Annotated in this window: 15 protein-coding genes; 6 read left to right on the plus strand and 9 right to left on the minus strand. The window is 41.7% G+C overall.

The annotated features are described in order from the left end of the window. Nucleotides 1-23: 23 nt before the first annotated feature. The 4 genes from WD019_RS13130 to WD019_RS13145 all read right to left on the minus strand — a co-directional run bounded on the left by WD019_RS13130 (nt 24) and on the right by WD019_RS13145 (nt 6,017). Nucleotides 24-1,328 carry a CitMHS family transporter gene (locus WD019_RS13130; RefSeq protein ID WP_425711778.1) on the minus strand — a complete coding sequence of 435 codons (1,305 nt, stop codon included), beginning with the start codon at nt 1,326-1,328 and terminating at the stop codon, nt 24-26. A 189-nt stretch (nt 1,329-1,517) separates the two neighbouring features. Beyond that, complete coding sequence (locus WD019_RS13135) at nt 1,518-2,201, minus strand: response regulator (RefSeq protein WP_026677132.1); 684 nt, start codon at nt 2,199-2,201, stop codon at nt 1,518-1,520. A gap of 11 nt (nt 2,202-2,212) precedes the next feature. Beyond that, nucleotides 2,213-3,817, minus strand: a complete 1,605-nt coding sequence (locus WD019_RS13140; RefSeq protein ID WP_026677133.1) for an ATP-binding protein — start codon at nt 3,815-3,817, stop codon at nt 2,213-2,215. Between the two features lie 64 nt (nt 3,818-3,881). Then, the gene (locus WD019_RS13145) at nt 3,882-6,017 is read right to left on the minus strand and encodes a transglycosylase domain-containing protein (RefSeq protein WP_425711779.1); all 2,136 of its coding nucleotides are present in this window, start codon (nt 6,015-6,017) and stop codon (nt 3,882-3,884) included. A gap of 209 nt (nt 6,018-6,226) precedes the next feature. On the opposite strand from WD019_RS13145, the gene WD019_RS13150 reads away from it, so the two are divergent. Both WD019_RS13150 and WD019_RS13155 read left to right on the plus strand, forming a co-directional pair. Beyond that, a complete protein-coding gene (locus WD019_RS13150) occupies nt 6,227-7,618 on the plus strand; it encodes a hypothetical protein (protein ID WP_425711780.1) in 1,392 nt (463 codons plus the stop codon). Nucleotides 7,619-7,902: 284 nt separating this feature from the next. Next, complete coding sequence (locus WD019_RS13155) at nt 7,903-9,828, plus strand: N-acetylmuramoyl-L-alanine amidase (protein WP_425711781.1); 1,926 nt, start codon at nt 7,903-7,905, stop codon at nt 9,826-9,828. Nucleotides 9,829-9,869: 41 nt separating this feature from the next. Here the strand turns inward: WD019_RS13155 and WD019_RS13160 are convergent, their stop codons facing one another. Beyond that, a complete protein-coding gene (locus WD019_RS13160; RefSeq protein ID WP_425711782.1) occupies nt 9,870-10,571 on the minus strand; it encodes a phosphatase PAP2 family protein in 702 nt (233 codons plus the stop codon). A gap of 203 nt (nt 10,572-10,774) precedes the next feature. On the opposite strand from WD019_RS13160, the gene WD019_RS13165 reads away from it, so the two are divergent. Continuing rightward, nucleotides 10,775-11,206: a ferritin-like domain-containing protein gene (locus WD019_RS13165; RefSeq protein ID WP_026677137.1), complete on the plus strand. Its 432-nt coding sequence runs from the start codon at nt 10,775-10,777 to the stop codon at nt 11,204-11,206. 52 nt (nt 11,207-11,258) lie between these two features. Here WD019_RS13165 and WD019_RS13170 read toward each other — a convergent pair whose 3' ends face one another. From WD019_RS13170 to WD019_RS13180, 3 genes are all read right to left on the minus strand, one after another. Next, nucleotides 11,259-11,999 (minus strand): EcsC family protein, encoded by a 741-nt coding sequence (locus WD019_RS13170; protein ID WP_425711783.1) that lies wholly within the window; start codon nt 11,997-11,999, stop codon nt 11,259-11,261. A 79-nt stretch (nt 12,000-12,078) separates the two neighbouring features. Then, on the minus strand, nt 12,079-13,299 hold the full coding sequence (locus WD019_RS13175; protein WP_026677139.1) for an ABC transporter permease: 1,221 nt from the start codon (nt 13,297-13,299) through the stop codon (nt 12,079-12,081). Beyond that, entirely contained in the window at nt 13,296-14,039 is a 744-nt protein-coding gene (locus tag WD019_RS13180) for an ABC transporter ATP-binding protein (protein ID WP_026677140.1), read from the minus strand. The genes WD019_RS13175 and WD019_RS13180 overlap by 4 nt, the downstream gene beginning before the upstream one ends. 370 nt (nt 14,040-14,409) lie before the next feature. Between WD019_RS13180 and WD019_RS13185 the strand changes: the two genes are divergently transcribed. Together WD019_RS13185 and WD019_RS13190 are read left to right on the plus strand one after the other, a co-directional pair. Then, nucleotides 14,410-14,835, plus strand: a complete 426-nt coding sequence (locus WD019_RS13185) for an HIT family protein (protein WP_425711784.1) — start codon at nt 14,410-14,412, stop codon at nt 14,833-14,835. Between the two features lie 105 nt (nt 14,836-14,940). Beyond that, the gene (locus tag WD019_RS13190) at nt 14,941-15,486 is read left to right on the plus strand and encodes a tryptophan transporter (RefSeq protein ID WP_026677142.1); all 546 of its coding nucleotides are present in this window, start codon (nt 14,941-14,943) and stop codon (nt 15,484-15,486) included. A 32-nt stretch (nt 15,487-15,518) separates the two neighbouring features. Here the strand turns inward: WD019_RS13190 and WD019_RS13195 are convergent, their stop codons facing one another. Beyond that, nucleotides 15,519-15,938 carry a YkvA family protein gene (locus tag WD019_RS13195; RefSeq protein WP_026677143.1) on the minus strand — a complete coding sequence of 140 codons (420 nt, stop codon included), beginning with the start codon at nt 15,936-15,938 and terminating at the stop codon, nt 15,519-15,521. Nucleotides 15,939-16,375: 437 nt separating this feature from the next. On the opposite strand from WD019_RS13195, the gene WD019_RS13200 reads away from it, so the two are divergent. Continuing rightward, on the plus strand, nt 16,376-16,741 hold the full coding sequence (locus WD019_RS13200) for a YtxH domain-containing protein (RefSeq protein ID WP_026677145.1): 366 nt from the start codon (nt 16,376-16,378) through the stop codon (nt 16,739-16,741). Nucleotides 16,742-17,024 lie beyond the last annotated feature (283 nt).

Here is a 17,024-nt window from a genome sequence, read left to right on the forward strand (position 1 = left end):
GATTTTTTCAATACTATTTCCTATTATACAGAAATTACTCCGGTTAAGAGGGCTACAATAATCATGACCAGCGATAATCCAAGCGCCCATTTAAAAACCATTTTTTGTTGGTCGCCAAATTCAACCCCGGCCATTCCTACTAATAAATAGGCTGCTGCCATTAACGGGCTCATAACATGTAACGGCATCCCCAATACGGACGCGCGGGCGATTTCAACCGGACTGACTCCATATGCCGCTGCTGTTTTGGCAATAATCGGAAGGACCCCGAAATAATAAGGATCATTTGCCATAAAATACGTAAACGGTAAGCTCGTAATCGCGGTAATGAGCGCAAAATGCGATCCTAACGAATGCGGAATAATCGAAATTAATGAAGACGCCATTTGGTCGACCATTTTCGTGCCCGTTAATATACCCGTAAAGATTCCTGAAGCGAAAACGAGCGATACAACCGCCAGCACATTGCCCGCATGAGAAGAAATTCGTTCTTTTTGTTCTTCTAATTTAGGATAATTGACCATGATCGCGATGGCAAAACCGATCATGAAAAGAACTGGAATTGGCAATATCTCCATAATAAGAGCAACTAGTAGCACAACGGTTAATAGAAGGTTAAACCATAATAGCTTTGGCCGCTGAATGCCCGTTTCGACGGCTGCTGCTTGTTCGCGAACGGCCAGACGATCGAGAGAACTTGTTTCAATTTGGACGATGCCCAAACGTTTACGTTCTTTTTTCCCAAGAACATAAGCCGTAAACAAAATCCAAAGCGCGCCGGCAGCCATAACAGGAATAAGCGGAACAAACACATCCGCTGTTTCCAGATGCAATGCGCTAACCGCGCGTGCCATTGGCCCGCCCCACGGCGTCATATCCATAATCCCTAAAGCCAGCATGGCAACACATGTTAAAACAATCGGCCGCATGCCAAGCCGTTTATAAAGTGGAAGCATGGCAGAGACGGTAATCATGTATGTCGTCGTACCATCTCCATCTAGCGCTACGAGCATAGCAAGTATCGCCGTTCCGATGACAATCTTTAACGGGTCGCCTTTTACAAGCTTCAAAATCCATCCGATGAGCGGATCGAATAATCCGGTATCGATCATAATGCCGAAATACAAAATCGCAAACATAAGCATGACGCCAGTCGGTGCAACACTTTTAATCCCTTCGAGCATCATTGGGCCAATCTTTAGCCCAAACCCGCCAATTAAAGCAAAGATGACGGGGATAACGACTAAAGCAATTAAAGCTGACATTCGCTTTGTCATAATGAAAAACATAAAGACGGCTATCATTAAAAAACCTAATAATGTAAGCATGATTATCGCTCCCTACCATTGATGTTGCATTTAAATGCTGAAACTTCTGTTCTGAAGGACTAGTTCGAATATTTAATCAAAATTATATAGAATCATGTTTTTGTTGTAACCGTTTTCAAAATAAGCTTTATTTAGTGTTTTAACGTAATTTTGTTCATTTTGTTCACGAAAAAAAGCCATCTCGATACTTTAGCGAGATGGCTTTAAAGAATATTGTCGTTCGGGGCGCCCAACGATACCATATTCGATTTTCGCCCTGGCTTCATCAATCGAAACTAAATATTCTAAATATCTTCTGGCCGTAGTCCGTGAAGCCCCCATTTGTTCCCCCATTTCTTCTGCGCTAATGCCATTTCCTCGTTTCTTCATAATTTCGATTACTTTTTGAAGCGTTAACGAATCAATTCCTTTTGGCAAATCTTTATGGTCGGAAGGGGCAAATTTAATCGTTCCGAAATATTGGTCAAGTAACGTCTGGTTGATTGGCGTTTCGTCTTCCAATAATGCTTTTTTTCTTTTGTAATGTTGGATGGTTTCGGTAAACTTATCCATCGTTATCGGTTTAATTAAATAATTTGAAATCCCATATTGGATCGCTTTTTTTAAAAGCGTTTTCTCAGTTGCCGCGGTAATCATAATAATATCGACGTTCGGGAACCGCTCTCTAATTTCCGGCAATATATTCGTTCCAAGTTCATCTGGCATATAAATATCCAGGAGCAGCAAATCTACTTGATGAGCATCGAGCAGTTGTATCGTTTCGCTTGCATTCAACGCCTTTCCAACGACTTCAACATCTTTTATTTTTAGAAGATACTGTTCATGAATTTGCGCGACACGAAAATCATCTTCAGCAATCGCCACTCGTAACATACTTTTCCCCCCTAATGTTGTTCGCCTATCTTTTTCGGTATAAAAACGGTAAAAATGGCGCCATGATCCTTTTGATTGCTCACTTCAATTGTGCCTTCCAGCTCATCAATCGCTTCTTTCACATTTGACAATCCATAACCGCGGTTAGGGCCTTTCATTGAAAATCCTTTTTTAAAAATCGTTTCGATTTGTTCGTCTGATATTCCAGGTCCATTGTCAACCACTTCGATGACAATGTCATTTCCGACATCTGTTATAAAAAATAATACTTCTTTTTTTCCCTGCTTGGCCACCGCTTCAAAGGCGTTATCAATGAGGTTGCCTATGATTGTAACAAGCTGTGAGACACCGATATGCGGAGGCAGCGGTTCGATGGAACTATTAGGGTCGAGCGTAAAATTGATTTTCTTCTCAGAAGCTTTCCCCAATTTCCCTAAAAGAATCGCCTGTACTTTCGCATCATGAATTTGTTCAAATAGGATGCGATTTTGATTTTGGTGAATAGTAGATTCCGTTTTGATCATTTCAATCGCCTCGTCATAATGGCCTAATTCAAGAAGGCCCAGGAGAACGTAAAGTTTATTTGTAAACTCATGGGTTTGTGCACGCAAATCTTCTGAGTACTTCCTTACTTCGGACAAGGTATCAATCATTTTTTTCAATTCTGTTTTATCCCTGAAGCTTGCGACTACACCGACAATCCGGCCATTTTCGATAATGGGCATACTGTTAACGATCACGATTTTATCCTTCAGCTCCATCTCTATATTTTTTTCAATTACCCCAGTTTCTAACACTTTCTTCATCGTAGACTGCGGGAAAACAGTTTCAATCGGCTGGTTGATGGCATCTTTCTCTAATCCGAGCATTTCTTTTGCTGAAGTGTTCATCATCGTAATCAAGCCTTTTTGATCAATCGAAATGATTCCTTCTCTGATGGATAACAAAATGGCGCTTCTCTCTCGAAACAATGCTGCAATTTCGTACGGTTCGAGTCCCAGCGTATCTTTTCGAATGCTTTTGGCTAAATAAACTCCCCCAATTATGCCTAAACCTAAAACAAACGAGGAAAAAAGAATAATTTTTGTAATTTTATTTGCGATATTGTTGTGAAGATCTTTCTTTAAAAATTCAACAGTAACAACACCCATTACTTTTTTATAATTACCAAAGTCTACGATGATCGGGGCTTTTCCTCTAATGGCCGGGCCCATTTCCCCGGTTGATTCTGTTACATAATTTCCTCCAAAAACTAGCGCCTTGAAGTCATCTTTGTGTTGAATTGTTTTTCCGATTTGGTCGGAATCAGGGTAGGAGTAGCAAATTCCGTCACGATTTGTCACAATTACGGATGCCGCTCCGGCCTGTTCGCGAATTTGTTCGGCGATCGTCTGGATTTCTGTGGAAGAAGGGTTCGATTGAAGTTCTTCTTTAACAGCAGGCATGAGCGATACCGTTTTTGCCGTTTGCAGCGCAAGTTTTTTCGTTTCATCTTTCGTCTCGGTCGACTCAAAGTAGGCAAATATTCCGGTTAGAAGAATAATAACAAATAAGAGCAATGTGATGATTAAGCCTAATATTTTTGTTTGTAAGGAAACGTTCAGGAATTTATTCATTTGTTAAAGCTCCCCGTAATGACTTTAAAGAGTACAAGCTCAAGGGAAAACCCTTGAGCTTAATTTACCGAAATATATCGACCGCCGCAATGTTTGAAGGTTTGCCCCTTTCTTTAGTAAGCGGATTGTAAGGAACAACATAAAATTCAGGAAGGGAAAAAAGAAATCTGCTCGATGTTGTATACTCACCCTTTCCTCTCACTGTCGCGATGAATTCACTCGCTCCATTCTGAACGGCATAGATTTTATATTTGAGCCTTTTATCTTTTGAAGGTGTCCAGGTGAGTTTCACCGTCGGCATTCCAAGCGGACCAAAGCCTACATGACCCTCTACATTTTTGACATCAATCATTTTAATCGGGGGCTCGAGATCTTTTATCCCTTTTGGTTTATGGAAGGTTAAATGGTTTTCGGACGGAATCTGGTTAATAATCGCCTTAAACAATTCTGTTGGATAACGGCTGCCACTATTTAAATAGCTTTCTTTCGTTGTCCGGTCATAGCCAATCCAGACGGCACCAACGATGTCTGGAGTATATCCGACAAACCAGGCATCCCGGTTCCCGTCCTCTTGACCGTCGATATTTGTCGTTCCTGTTTTCCCTGCCAATGCGGTATGAATCTTCCCATATTTCCCCGTCCCTTTTTCCACAGCCGCTTCCAGCATACGTGTCATATTCCACGCGGTCTGCTTGCTGAACACTTTCTTTTCTATTGGCTCAGCCTGTCCGATCAGCTGTCCGTCATGATCGTAAATCTTTGAAATGACATAGGGTTCTACGATCTTTCCTTTTTGCGAGAATGCCCGGTAAGCCTTGACCATCTGCAGCGGAGAAACCCCTTTCGTTAGCCCCCCGAGCGCGATTCCTAATCCGCGATCAGTAACTGGCATCCCAAGTTTATTTAAATATTCTTTTGAATAATGTATGCCAATCTTATTTAAGAGCCAGACAGAAGGGGCGTTTGTTGAATGCTGGATCGCTTCATACATTGAAATCTTCCCTCGGTACTCATGATTCGTATTTTCCGGCACGTAGCCATCATAATTTAACGGCTCATCCTTCAATAATGAATAAGGCCAAAATTTTTTCTTCTCGAGGGCAGGGCCATACACTGCAAGCGGCTTAAAGGCAGAACCCGGCTGGCGCGGAACATATACTCGATTTAAGCCTTCCGTCAAATAGTTGCGTCCACCAGTAGCTGCTATAATTCCCCCCGTTTTTGAATCCATTAGAACGAAAGCGCCTTCTGGCGGCTCCTTCCCTGTGCCTTTAAAGTAATATCGTTTTTGAAACGTTTTATAAGCTGCATTTTGCGCTTTAACGTTTAATGGAACGACAATTTTATATCCGCCCCTCCTTAATTCTTCTCGGGAAAGATGATATTTTTCCTTTGCTTCTGTTAATACCATATCCACGTATGTCAAATAGGCCGGATTCCGCTCTTCTTTATGGATGGTTAACGCAACGGTTTTCCCCTGGGCGCGAACTGCTTCTTCCGGGCGAATGAAATGTTGCTCTTCCATTAAATCCAGGACAAGGTTCCTCCTTTTCTTGCTTCGGTCAGGATGCTCGAGCGGTGAATACACTCCCGGAGCCTTTAATAATCCGGCCAATAATGCTCCTTCATCGAGGGTTAAATCACTTACTTTTTTATTAAAGTAAAGCCTTGATGCCGCTTCAATTCCGTATGCCCCGTGTCCGAAGTAAATTTGATTTAAATACATTTCAAGAATCTTGTCCTTAGAGTACCTGCGCTCTAAATTAAGGGAGATGATCGCTTCTTTCGTTTTTCGAAGCCATGATTTTTCATTCGTTAAAAAAACATTTTTCGCCAGCTGCTGGGTAATTGTACTTGCCCCTTCGACTTTGCCGCCTGAGAGTATATCCTTGTATACAGCACGGAAAATCGCATGTGTATCTAGGCCATGGTGCTTATAAAAGCGCGAATCTTCCACAGCGACAAACGCATTTTTCACGTGATCTGGAACATCGTCAATCGAAACCGGTTCACGGTTTTCCGCATATACTCTTGTAATGATGTTTCCATTTTCATCAACCAGTTTCGTTGCGGAATTCAGGACAAGCGCTTTATCATCAATCACATCATCGCCGGCCATGATGATGCCTAAATAACCAACAAATCCTAATAGTAAAACGCCGCAAATGAAACAAACCATTCCGATCGCCTTTTTTACCATCACGATCCTCCTTGCAGTAGCACTTGATTGATATGCAACATCTTTATGGAATGATTTAACTTTAATTCCTTTTGTTTATCATTTGCATTTCCCGGAAAAAAAATGAGTAAGGCCCGGGGGGAGACTAGAGGATATGGGTAAGTGACCAGCCAATAGCAACCTTCATATAGTAGAGGATGAAACTACTCTAATACGAGGAGGGTTTGAATGTGGCTGTAGATTTAACTGCCCTGCACTGGATTTATCTGTTGTTTATCGGGCTTATCATCGGTTTTATGCTCTTTAGAAGGGATACGTCACTTGTATGTATCATCGGCATTTTCCTTCTCGGTCTTGTTGCCACTCATTCGGTAAGTTCAGCTACGATCGGGATTTTCAATAGTTTTATTTATGCGATTAAAGAGCTTCTTGGCACTATTCTTGTTATTTCCATCATTGTTGCCATGAGCCATATTTTGACGATTACAGGGATCAACGATGTCATGATCCGCCCTTTCGCCAAATTGATTCGCAACCCTTTTCTCGGCTTTTGGGTCATTGGGATATTAATGATGACAATCTCCTGGTTTTTCTGGCCATCTCCTGCCGTTGCTCTAATGGGTGCCGTTCTTCTTCCTGTCGCTGCACGAGTCGGCCTCCCTGCCATTGGCGTTGCCGTCGCCATGAATTTATTCGGCCACGGCATTGCTCTCTCCAGTGATTTCGTCATTCAAGGCGCTCCAAAACTAACCTCTGAAGCTGCGGGCATTCCTGTAAGCGATGTTCTTTCCGCAAGCGTTCCTTTAGTTTTCACAATGGGGATCATTACAACTATTGCCGCTTACTTATTTCTTCGCAGAGATATGAAAAAAGGAACCATTGATGCCCCGCTAGATATTGTCCCGGAACAAGAAGAGAAAAAGGAAGCTCCCACCTTATCTACCGGACAGAAAAAATTTTTCGCATTAATGATTCCGATTCTTTTTGCGGCCGATTTAGTGGCTATGACCTTATTTAACTTGCAGGGCGGAGATGCGACTGCTTTAATTGGCGGAACATCGATCGTTATTTTAATCATTATCGCCCTTATTACGTACAAAAATAAGGGCTTAGAAGAAACGACATCCTATTTCATTGACGGATTTCAATTTGGATTTAAAATCTTTGGACCGGTTATTCCAATCGCCGCATTTTTCTATCTAGGCGACTCAGGATTTAAAGAAATTCTCGGAGATTTCCTGCCAGAGCACTCTCTTGGCATTGTCAATGATCTCGGTGTCGCCCTTGCCTCTGTCGTTCCATTAAATGCAGAAATTGGTTCTGTCACGCTGACTGCGGTCGGTGCGATTACTGGACTTGATGGCTCGGGGTTTTCCGGCATTTCACTCGCCGGTTCCATCGCCCATCTCTTTGCGGCATCAATCGGCCACGGCATTGCCACATTGACTGCACTCGGGCAAATTGCGGCCATTTGGGTTGGCGGAGGGACGCTCGTTCCATGGGCACTTATACCCGCCGCCGCCATTTGTGGCGTTAGCCCATTTGAACTTGCAAGACGAAACCTCATTCCGGTCATCATCGGCCTTGTCGCTACAACCATTTTGGCGATGTTCCTCATTTAATCCTCTGGAGATATATTCGTTCGGAGTGGTCAACAATTAGAACCACTCCGTTTCCTTTATACAAAAACCGGATAAAGACATAGAAAACCAACATAAATTTACAATTTATAGGATGTTGGGCTTATTTGAAAAATATAGGCAGGAATCCTTCTAACGCATCGTGAATAGAAAAAAAGACATTGAAACAATTTCGAAACTATCCATTCTCTTTCGACAAGTTCTTCCATCTCACACAAGTGTATATTGTTTCAATTCAATTCCATTTACGTGAGGAGGTTTTATCTATGTTCTTGATTTACCGTCATCGTGCATGGCTATTCCTGATGATCCTACTTGTCTTATTTTCTGGAATCCCTTCAGGCTATGCTTCAGCTGGCACATCCTCATCTAATCCTTCCAACCAAAATGACCTTCAGCAATTCTTTTCAAAAGCGGCAAAAGAATTTGGCGTCCCGTTAAGCATCTTAATGTCCGTCTCATACAATGAAACTCGCTGGATCGATCACCACGGCCATCCAAGTACGTCCGGTGGATATGGAGTTATGCACTTGACAGAAGTTAAGCCTGAAATAAATGCGAAGGGTGATGAAGTGAAAGGAACAAAATCCCCTCCTATAGCTGATCCGGGCATGGATCGATTGGACGAGGCGGCGAAATTGCTCGGTGCGAAACCTGAAGCATTAAAAAATGACATTGAACAAAACATTCGAGGCGGCGCTGCATTACTTGCGAAGTATGCGCGCGATACAATCGGCCATACTTCCAATAACCCTGCTGATTGGTATGGGGCGGTCGCCAAATATAGCGGTTCTCATGAAAAGACAGTAGCAGAAGATTTTGCTGATCAAGTATTCGCCACGATTCGGGAAGGTGCTCATGAAACTCTCTCAAACGGGCAGCATATCGTTCTTCAACCAGAAAAAGTTAAAGCAAAGAAAGACACAGCCCGCTCGCTTCATTTAAAACCTACTAAACCAACAGGTATTGACTGTCCAAAAAGACTTGATTGCCAATTCATTCCTGCGGCCTATGAACGATTTTCAAGCAGCCCGGCAGATTACGGCAATTACGACCTTGCCAGGCGCCCGAATGATGGGCTCGATATCCGCTACATCATCATTCATGATGTGGAAGGAAGCTACGCTTCAGCCATCAATATATTTCAGTCAAAATCATATGTTAGCGCCCACTATGTGATCCGTTCATCTGATGGACAGGTTACTGAGATGGTCAAGCCCGAGCATGTTGCATGGCAAGCAGGCAACTGGTACGTAAACTCACATTCTATCGGGATCGAACATGAAGGGTACGCGGTGGAAGGTGCCACATGGTACAGTGAACCAATGTACCATGCATCGGCAAAACTCGTAAAATATTTAGCGGCAATATACAATATTCCTTTAGACCGGGCTCACATCCTTGGTCATGACAATGTTCCGGGATTAACCCCGGCCTCCCAGACTCGCATGCATTGGGATCCGGCTGCCTACTGGAATTGGGAACATTTCTTCAAAAAACTCGGCGCTCCCATTCACCAAGATGGCCTTAAAGATAGCCCAATTGTTATGATCGCCCCCGACTATCGCAAAAACAAACCGCCATTAACATATGGCGAGAAGCAATTAGAAACTCAATCCGCTAATTTTGTCTATTTATATAGCGCCCCGAGTTTTGACGCTCCATTAGTAAGTGACCCCGCTCTCCATAAAGATGGGGAACCAGGGACTACGGCCATTAATGACTGGGGGGACAAGGCGTCAACCGGCCAAAGGTTTTATCGAGCCGACCAGAAAGGAGACTGGACCGCAATCTATTATGGCGGAAAAAAAGTATGGTTTTATAACCCTAAAGAAAAAAATACCGTTCGGGGCGAAGGAATACTGATAACGCCGAAAAAAGGTCTGGATGCTATCCCCGTATATGGCGCCGCTTATCCGGAATCAACCGCTTATGATGGAACCGGAATTCCCGCTGAAGCTGGCGGAAAAGTAGTTCCATTGCAGTACACGATGAAGGCGGGGCAAGTATATGTCGCCACAAATCCCGTTCAATCGGATTATTATTACGCTAAACGTTATAATGACCTTGAAGGCAACAAGGTCGTTTCCGGCCATGACGAATACTATCAAATTTTCTTCAACCATCGCATAGCCTTTGTGAAAAAAAGCGATGTGGAACTTGTTAAACGTTCCGTTAAACCTGTTCATTAATAGAGATAAAGAGATTTCCCTATTTTAAAAGGGAAATCTCTTTATTTTGCTGGTGAGCCTGTTTTTCTTTTTCTTTGATAGAAATAAACGAGTTCAAGCGCCGCAATACATAATAAAAGCCATACCGCACCTGCCGTGAATCCCGCAAGTATATCAGAAGGATAGTGCACGCCGAGATAAATTCGGCTTACTCCAATTAACAAGACAATCGCGGCAAATACAACCGTCCAGACCATTTTAGAGAGCGCTTTTCGCTTGCTCCGGACAATTAAATACCCGAGATAGCCATAAAAAATGAAGTTGCCCATCGCATGCCCGCTCGGAAAGCTAAACCCGGTAACCTCTACCATTTGATTCACGGTCGGGCGTGCCCGCTGAAACGTATTTTTTAATAAAAGATTGAGCAACCCTCCACCGGCAACGACGATGAAAAAAAAGAGCATTCCCCAGCTGTTTTTCCGTTTAAACCAGAGCCATGCCATTCCGATCAATAGAAGAATGCTGATCGTTATCGTTGAACCGAGCTCCGTCACCGCGATCATCAACTTGTCCAATGCGGGAGAGTGGAAAGACCGGACTTCCTTGATAATCGCATGGTCAAAAGCAAATGTTTCGTTTTCTAATAGTTCTTCTGATAAACCGGCGAACACGACAATACAAATGGCCGCCAGCAAAAAGCCTGACAGTACGAGAATAGAAGGGAGAAGCGGAAAGGAGGATTTTTTAACTGCGTTTCGAATCATTCGTCCACCTCTTACTTTCTAGCATTAAATAAGCCGCCCGAATGAAGCAGCTTTTTTAATGTATTGAACTATATTTTTTATGGAATAGCAAGTTTATACGCGATTAACCGCTCCACTTATAAACATTTCCATTTTCGTGTTTAATGCCCACAATATGAGGGTATATAAATAGCAGATGATATTATTTAGGAGGTCATTTAATCATGGAAAAAGATGTTCAACTATTAATCGAAGGACTTAACGAAGATTTGGCTAACGAGTATGCGGCATCGATTATGTATACGAATAATGCGGCAACCGTTTCTGGCTTATACCGACCGCTGTTAAAGGACTTTTTCGAATCGGAAATTAGCGATGAGCAAGGCCATGCGCTTTATCTTGCTGAAAAAATTAAAACATTAGGAGGTATTCCGACGACAACTCCTGCAGAAGTAAAGCAAGTATCAACCGTACGTGAAATGTTAGAGGAAGCGCGCAAATCCGAATATGAAACGATTCGCCGCTACGAAGAACGGAAAGCACTTGCCGGTAAATTAAACATGACAGAACTTGTCGTAAAACTTGAAGATATCATCGCTGATGAAACGAATCATATGGAAGAGCTTGACCGGCTATTGAGCGATCCTAACCTATAAAGCCTGGCCCTTCTCCCCATCATATAGATAATACGACACCGTGAGTTTCATCTCACGGTGTTTCGTTTTGTAAGACTCTTAACCGAAAGCAGTTTTTTGCCGTCTTTCCTAAATCCTCAAGAAATTGATAATTGACATAGGCTCCAACAACCGCGCCGATCCCCGGAACTAATTGCAACATTTTCGCTAAATCAATATGATCTCTGTAATCTTGTTGTAGCTCTTTCCACTCAATTTTTTCTAAATATTTTGTTTGAGTCGGAAATTCATTCACCGTTTCATTCCAATTAGCAACTTTTTCATAGACTTCTTTCCGTTTAAACGGGCTTGAATAGGCAAGTTGGAAGACGTGCAAAATAAACAACCGTTCCCGATAATCCTTTACGTCAAAACCATAAAGGCTTGCTACGTCAAATAAAAACTTTAGTTTTATGCTAAGAAGGAGTGGAAAATCAGCCAGCCCGAGAAGTATTCCTCCGGCACCTGTCCCCGCTCCTTCAATCAAAGCTGTTTTTTTATAAAATTGAATCTTTTCATCAACCTTTTTATCCCGCTCTTCTAAAGTCGCTTCTTTAAGCGGAAACCGCTTCTTCGTATATTCGGAACCGACAAGCACCGCATGAACCATATTTTTTATACTTTTTGTAATTACGTTATGGACTTTATCCGGGATTAAATCGTTCACTTTCGTTTGAATCGTTTTCGTCGATTTATTCCAAAGAGAAGGCTTTCTCGTTACTTCTTTCTGCCACTCGCTTAATTCCTTCTGGACGATTTCGCTATAGCTCTCCATAACATCACCCCTGATGATATCATACGATCATTTAGGTTAAAGGTTTCGTCTAAACAGAACCCTTTCCGAAAAGAAAGGGTTAAAAAACACGAGCCAGCTGTTTTTTCATATAGTTTGTAGTGAAGATCCAGACAAAAAGCACGGAAGCGGCAGCCGATAGCAAGGCAATCATCCAATTCCCGCTTTTCACGAGCACGAAGACAATGTAAAGCAATGCCTGAATAGACAATAATAGCTGCATCCATTTCCGGAAAGCGGAGAACTTCCACTCTTCTTTAACCGGATATAGCTCAAATAGAACATTTCCCTTATGGTGAGGATATAACGAAAGCAGCTGTACGCCCGTTGCATGTAAAAAGAGCAAAATAATCGCGATATGCCACCAGCCATTTGGGATCATGTAAAGAAACAGCCATCCTACAAAAATAAGACGGATAAAAATGCCTAAATAGTCGTTAGAGCGAATGAACGTTTTTCGATAAATTGTTGAATAAACATGTTGTTGTCCATATGGAACGTTTGCGATCCACGATAAATAGCGCCGTGGGTTGACCCGGTGGCTTAACTGCGGTACATCTGTAAACAAATTAGCTATCCTGTACAGGCGCATCATCATCTCATTCTCTTTTTCCAGAAGATGTTCCCACTTGTACGCATGTTCTTTTTTGATAAAGCCGAACACGAAATTTTTCAAAACATACATGATTGCCAAAAGAGCCGCTAAGAAAATGTAAGGCGCCATGTCAAACAATAAAAATAAAAAAACAAGATTGACGGCTAACCGGATTCCCGCATAACTTCTTCTCGTCGCTCTAAATGGGAGCCTCTGCTCTTCCCAGGAGCAAACTAAGTTCCACGCTTTTGCGACCAAAAGCAAAATTAAAGTAACCAGCATGGAAAAAAAGTCATTAGAAATAAATCGGGAAAATAATGGCCCCAATGCTAAAAAGACGAGCGTGACGAAGAAGGCTTGCATCCAGTAGCTGTACATAAATGCATGTTTAAAATACGTCCTCATTTGGGACTCCACCGGAAGCAGGAAAACAAGATCCCCGCGTTTTAAAAGCGTTCTGACAGGGCTTCTCGTCAACATATAAGCAAAAACGATGACAAAAAGCCAGAGCGCCGGAAATTGATCCGGAAGTTGCCGTAAAATGCGGGCATAGTAATAACTTCCAGCAACAAACAAAATATAAACGGAAAGCATGAAACCGCTGTTGGCAATCAGGCGAAAATAGCGAATAGCCACCGTAAAATAATCATTTCTTCGTTCCGTCCAAAGTTTTGTTAAATCCATCATGCTACAGGTCCCCTTGTCGCATGAATGTAAATATCATCAAGCGTCGCCCGCGCGAGGCCCGTCTTCTCCTGTAGTTCACCCAGCGTTCCTTCTAAAACGACCCGGCCGTCATGCAAAATCAAAAACCGGTCGCAATACCGCTCCGCTGTTGATAAAATGTGGGTTGACATGAGAATGCCCGCACCGTTGTTTTTAAAGCGGACCATCCACTCCAAAAGGGAATGGATTCCGAGCGGATCAAGGCCGACAAACGGTTCATCGACGATATACAGCTCAGGCTCTATTAAAAACGCGCATAAAATCATGACTTTTTGACGCATCCCTTTTGAAAAATGACCCGGGAACCATTTTGTTTTATTTTCCATATGGAATTCTTTTAAAAGCGGATGAACTCTTGCTTTAAATGTTTCTTCATCCAGTCCGTAAGCCATTGCCGCAAGCTCAAGGTGCTCCCATAACGTCAACTCATCATAGAGCACAGGCGTCTCCGGTATGTATGTTAATTTACTTCGATAATCTTCCGGATTTTCCTTAAAGTTAAGCCCTTCTATTTTTGTCGTCCCTTTTGCAGGTTCCATTAACCCTAATATATGTTTAATTGTCGTACTTTTGCCCGCTCCATTTAACCCGATTAAGCCGACAATCTCCCTCTCGTGAACATTAAAAGTGATATCATGTAACACTGGCTTATTCGGTACATAGCCGCCCGTCAATCCGTTCACTTCAAGAATTTTTTTCATTTTGTATCCCTTCTTTACGAATGCTTTCTTCTAATTCCATTATCTTTCCATAATCATATCAGATTATCATCCACTGATACAAAAGTATTAGAAAACTCGCTGTGTGGCGAGTTTTCTAATTTCTTCTGTATAAAAATCATATAAACGTGGAGATGCTAATACATGAAGAAGGCATCCCCCCTTCTTCAAAGAGAATTCGTACAACTAACGGGTTCGTGCGAGTGAGGCCGATTCATTCGTTCTACGAATCGATTGATTGTATGATTTCTCCTTTCTTCTCTAACCTCTATTGAGAGGGAGGGTTCTATTTAATAGAACCCTCCCTCTTTATTTGGTAAAATAAATATAAAAAACTAGCGGGGTGATTGTTATGAATCATGATGAAAACTGCATTTTTTGTAAAATTGTTAAAGGGGAAATCCCGTCAGCAAAAGTGTATGAAGATGAAAATGTTTTTGCATTTTTGGACATTGGACAGGTGACAAAAGGCCATATTCTCGTCATTCCAAAAAACCATTGCAAAGATCTTTATGAGCTGCCATCTGAAACGGCAGAAAAGATTTTTTCCGTCGTTCCAAAAATCGCAAACGGCATTAAAGCAGCCTTTGACCCTATTGGAATGAACCTTTTAAATAATAATGGGGAAGCTGCCGGACAAACGGTCTTTCATTTTCATATGCATCTTATCCCCCGCTACGGAAGCGGTGACGGGTTTGGGGCGGTATGGAAAACTCATACATACAAACCCGACGACTTTAACAAAATTGCCCATTTGATTGAGGAAAAAATCAAATGACGTATGGAGGAATTTCTGTTATACTGGAAACAACTTTTTCGCAGCAGGCATAAAGAAGCACTGTTGGAGGAAGCTTAGATTAGCCTAGATGAGGAGAGATGAGAAATGAAAACAAAATTTTTGGCTTTAACTGGCGTTTTATTGGCTTTAGGCTTTGTGCTGCATACGGTCATGCCCGCATTCTTTTTAGGAATGAGGCCGGATATGCTGCTAGTGATGATGTTTTTATCCATTATTCTGTTTCCAAACATCACAAACGTACTGACCGCGTCTATCGCAACAGGTGCTATTGCCGCCATAACAACTTCTTTTCCTGGAGGCCAGGTTGCCAATATGGTTGATAAGCCCGTTACGGCGATCATCTTTTTAAGTTTGTTTTTACTCGTTTCTAAATACAAAATCAATGCCCTTTCGGTGTCGCTGTTGGCAGCGATTGGGACGATGGTAAGTGGCTCTGTTTTCTTGCTTACCGCTTTATTGACGGTCGGCTTGCCGGGCTCCAGTTCATTTTTGGCTTTGTTTGCAACTGTCGTTCTCCCGGCAACTGTACTTAACAGTGCCGTTACGGTTCTTTTGTTCCCTATAACAAAAGGATTCCAAAAAACATTGCCAAAGGCGCATCCATTAAATTCCGTGCAACAACAAAAATAAACGTATGAAAACGATAAAGACTGAGCCTGGCTTCACGGCTCAGTCTTTATCGTTTTTTCCTGCTCTTCTTCCCACTTTGTAAATTGTTCAACCTCATCATTGATCGTTTTCAATAAATAACCTAAAACCGCTGCATCATCGACCAGGCCAATCCCAATTAAAAAATCCGGTACCGCATCGATTGGACTTATAAAATAGAGCAATGCGGCAACAACAAGAATCATCGATTTCTTCGATACATCCCGATACGTTCCTTCCCGGTAATGCTTAACGAGGCGGATTAGTGCTTTAATTTGCTCCGTAAAATTTTTCAGCGCGGAAGCTTGCCCCGTTTTTTCAGTTTTCTTCTCGGCATCAGTAATCAACTCACCCGATTTTTCATAATTTGTAATAATATTTGATGCTTTTGATTTCATTTTACTGAAGTAATTACTAATTTTCTTTTGGTCCATGTTTTTAACTCACCTTCTCCTAAATTAGTATACTTCTTCTATTCCCTTTTTAACACGAAAAAAGCCGATTCTCAACGAATCCGCTTCCTCAAAATATGACAAATAAAATCAATACTCCGACAAGACTCAACAATCCTATAATACCCAACATAAATGCTCTTTGCCTTAAACGTAAAATAGAGGAATTTCGAAACGAGTAATCTTTAACCCCTATTAGCGAATAAATCATGCTAGAAACCAAATAAATGCCTACCGCTAATAAAATGATCATCAACCATAACATGTAAATCCCCTCCCTGTACCATTTTATGCGCAAGCTTGTCCATTCATGCCGAATTTCATCGCTAAAAAAAATGCGATTCGGGGAAATTCTCGGTAGGATATAAAGTGAACCACCAAGAAATAGTAATGTACAACAAAATGAGGAGGTAAATAGAATGTCAAAAGGGAAATCATTATTATATGGGTTTGCGCTTGGAACGATCGTAACTGGAGCGGCGACTTTACTATCCACTCCTAAATCAGGAAAAGCATTGCGGGGCGATATTAAAGATAGTGCACTGAAATTTAAAAATTCCCTTTCAAAAGTAAAACAAGAAAGCATCCTGTTAAAGGAAAAAATCGTGCGCATTTCAAAAGAAGGAAAGGATGCACTGAAAGAAGTATCAGCCGATTTAAAAAAGGATATTGAAGAATGGAAAAATGACATTGAACCGAACATGGAAAATATCCGGGAAAATGTGAAAGAGATACAGGAAACATTAGAAGAAAGCAAAGCGGTACTTGAAACAGCTAAAAAATAACAATCGAAGCCGGGAAATCCTCTCACACGGGAGGATTTCTTTCTATTTTCAAAAACATGCCAAAAGACCCATACCAGGCAATGACGTTATTACTTTTTTCCTATTTTTTTATTAATTTTTAGGAAATTTTTCTTTCTTCTTTTAAAAAATACTGGCATAATAAGGTATAGGTATATATTTTTTTACAATTTTTAAATGACCGTTCTTTTAATGGATCCATGTATGAAAAAGTTAAAAAACCGCTAAACCGGCTCGGACAGAATCAGAAATAACCACAATACAA

The organism is Fictibacillus sp. Mic-4 (assembly GCF_049843615.1).
GTDB classification, from domain to species: domain Bacteria; phylum Bacillota; class Bacilli; order Bacillales; family Fictibacillaceae; genus Fictibacillus_A; species Fictibacillus_A gelatini.

Excerpts from the sequence above, each read along its gene's own strand:
- WD019_RS13175 (WP_026677139.1), bottom strand. The coding sequence starts at position 13,299 with ATGATGGATTTAACAAAACTTTGGACGGAACGAAGAAATGATTATTTT.
- WD019_RS13155 (WP_425711781.1), top strand. The coding sequence starts at position 7,903 with ATGTTCTTGATTTACCGTCATCGTGCATGGCTATTCCTGATGATCCTA.
- WD019_RS13200 (WP_026677145.1), top strand. The coding sequence starts at position 16,376 with ATGTCAAAAGGGAAATCATTATTATATGGGTTTGCGCTTGGAACGATC.
- WD019_RS13170 (WP_425711783.1), bottom strand. The coding sequence starts at position 11,999 with ATGGAGAGCTATAGCGAAATCGTCCAGAAGGAATTAAGCGAGTGGCAG.
- WD019_RS13140 (WP_026677133.1), bottom strand. The coding sequence starts at position 3,817 with ATGAATAAATTCCTGAACGTTTCCTTACAAACAAAAATATTAGGCTTA.
- WD019_RS13180 (WP_026677140.1), bottom strand. The coding sequence starts at position 14,039 with ATGAAAAAAATTCTTGAAGTGAACGGATTGACGGGCGGCTATGTACCG.
- WD019_RS13130 (WP_425711778.1), bottom strand. The coding sequence starts at position 1,328 with ATGCTTACATTATTAGGTTTTTTAATGATAGCCGTCTTTATGTTTTTC.
- WD019_RS13135 (WP_026677132.1), bottom strand. The coding sequence starts at position 2,201 with ATGTTACGAGTGGCGATTGCTGAAGATGATTTTCGTGTCGCGCAAATT.
- WD019_RS13190 (WP_026677142.1), top strand. The coding sequence starts at position 14,941 with ATGAAAACAAAATTTTTGGCTTTAACTGGCGTTTTATTGGCTTTAGGC.
- WD019_RS13165 (WP_026677137.1), top strand. The coding sequence starts at position 10,775 with ATGGAAAAAGATGTTCAACTATTAATCGAAGGACTTAACGAAGATTTG.
- WD019_RS13195 (WP_026677143.1), bottom strand. The coding sequence starts at position 15,938 with ATGGACCAAAAGAAAATTAGTAATTACTTCAGTAAAATGAAATCAAAA.
- WD019_RS13185 (WP_425711784.1), top strand. The coding sequence starts at position 14,410 with ATGAATCATGATGAAAACTGCATTTTTTGTAAAATTGTTAAAGGGGAA.
- WD019_RS13160 (WP_425711782.1), bottom strand. The coding sequence starts at position 10,571 with ATGATTCGAAACGCAGTTAAAAAATCCTCCTTTCCGCTTCTCCCTTCT.
- WD019_RS13145 (WP_425711779.1), bottom strand. The coding sequence starts at position 6,017 with ATGGTAAAAAAGGCGATCGGAATGGTTTGTTTCATTTGCGGCGTTTTA.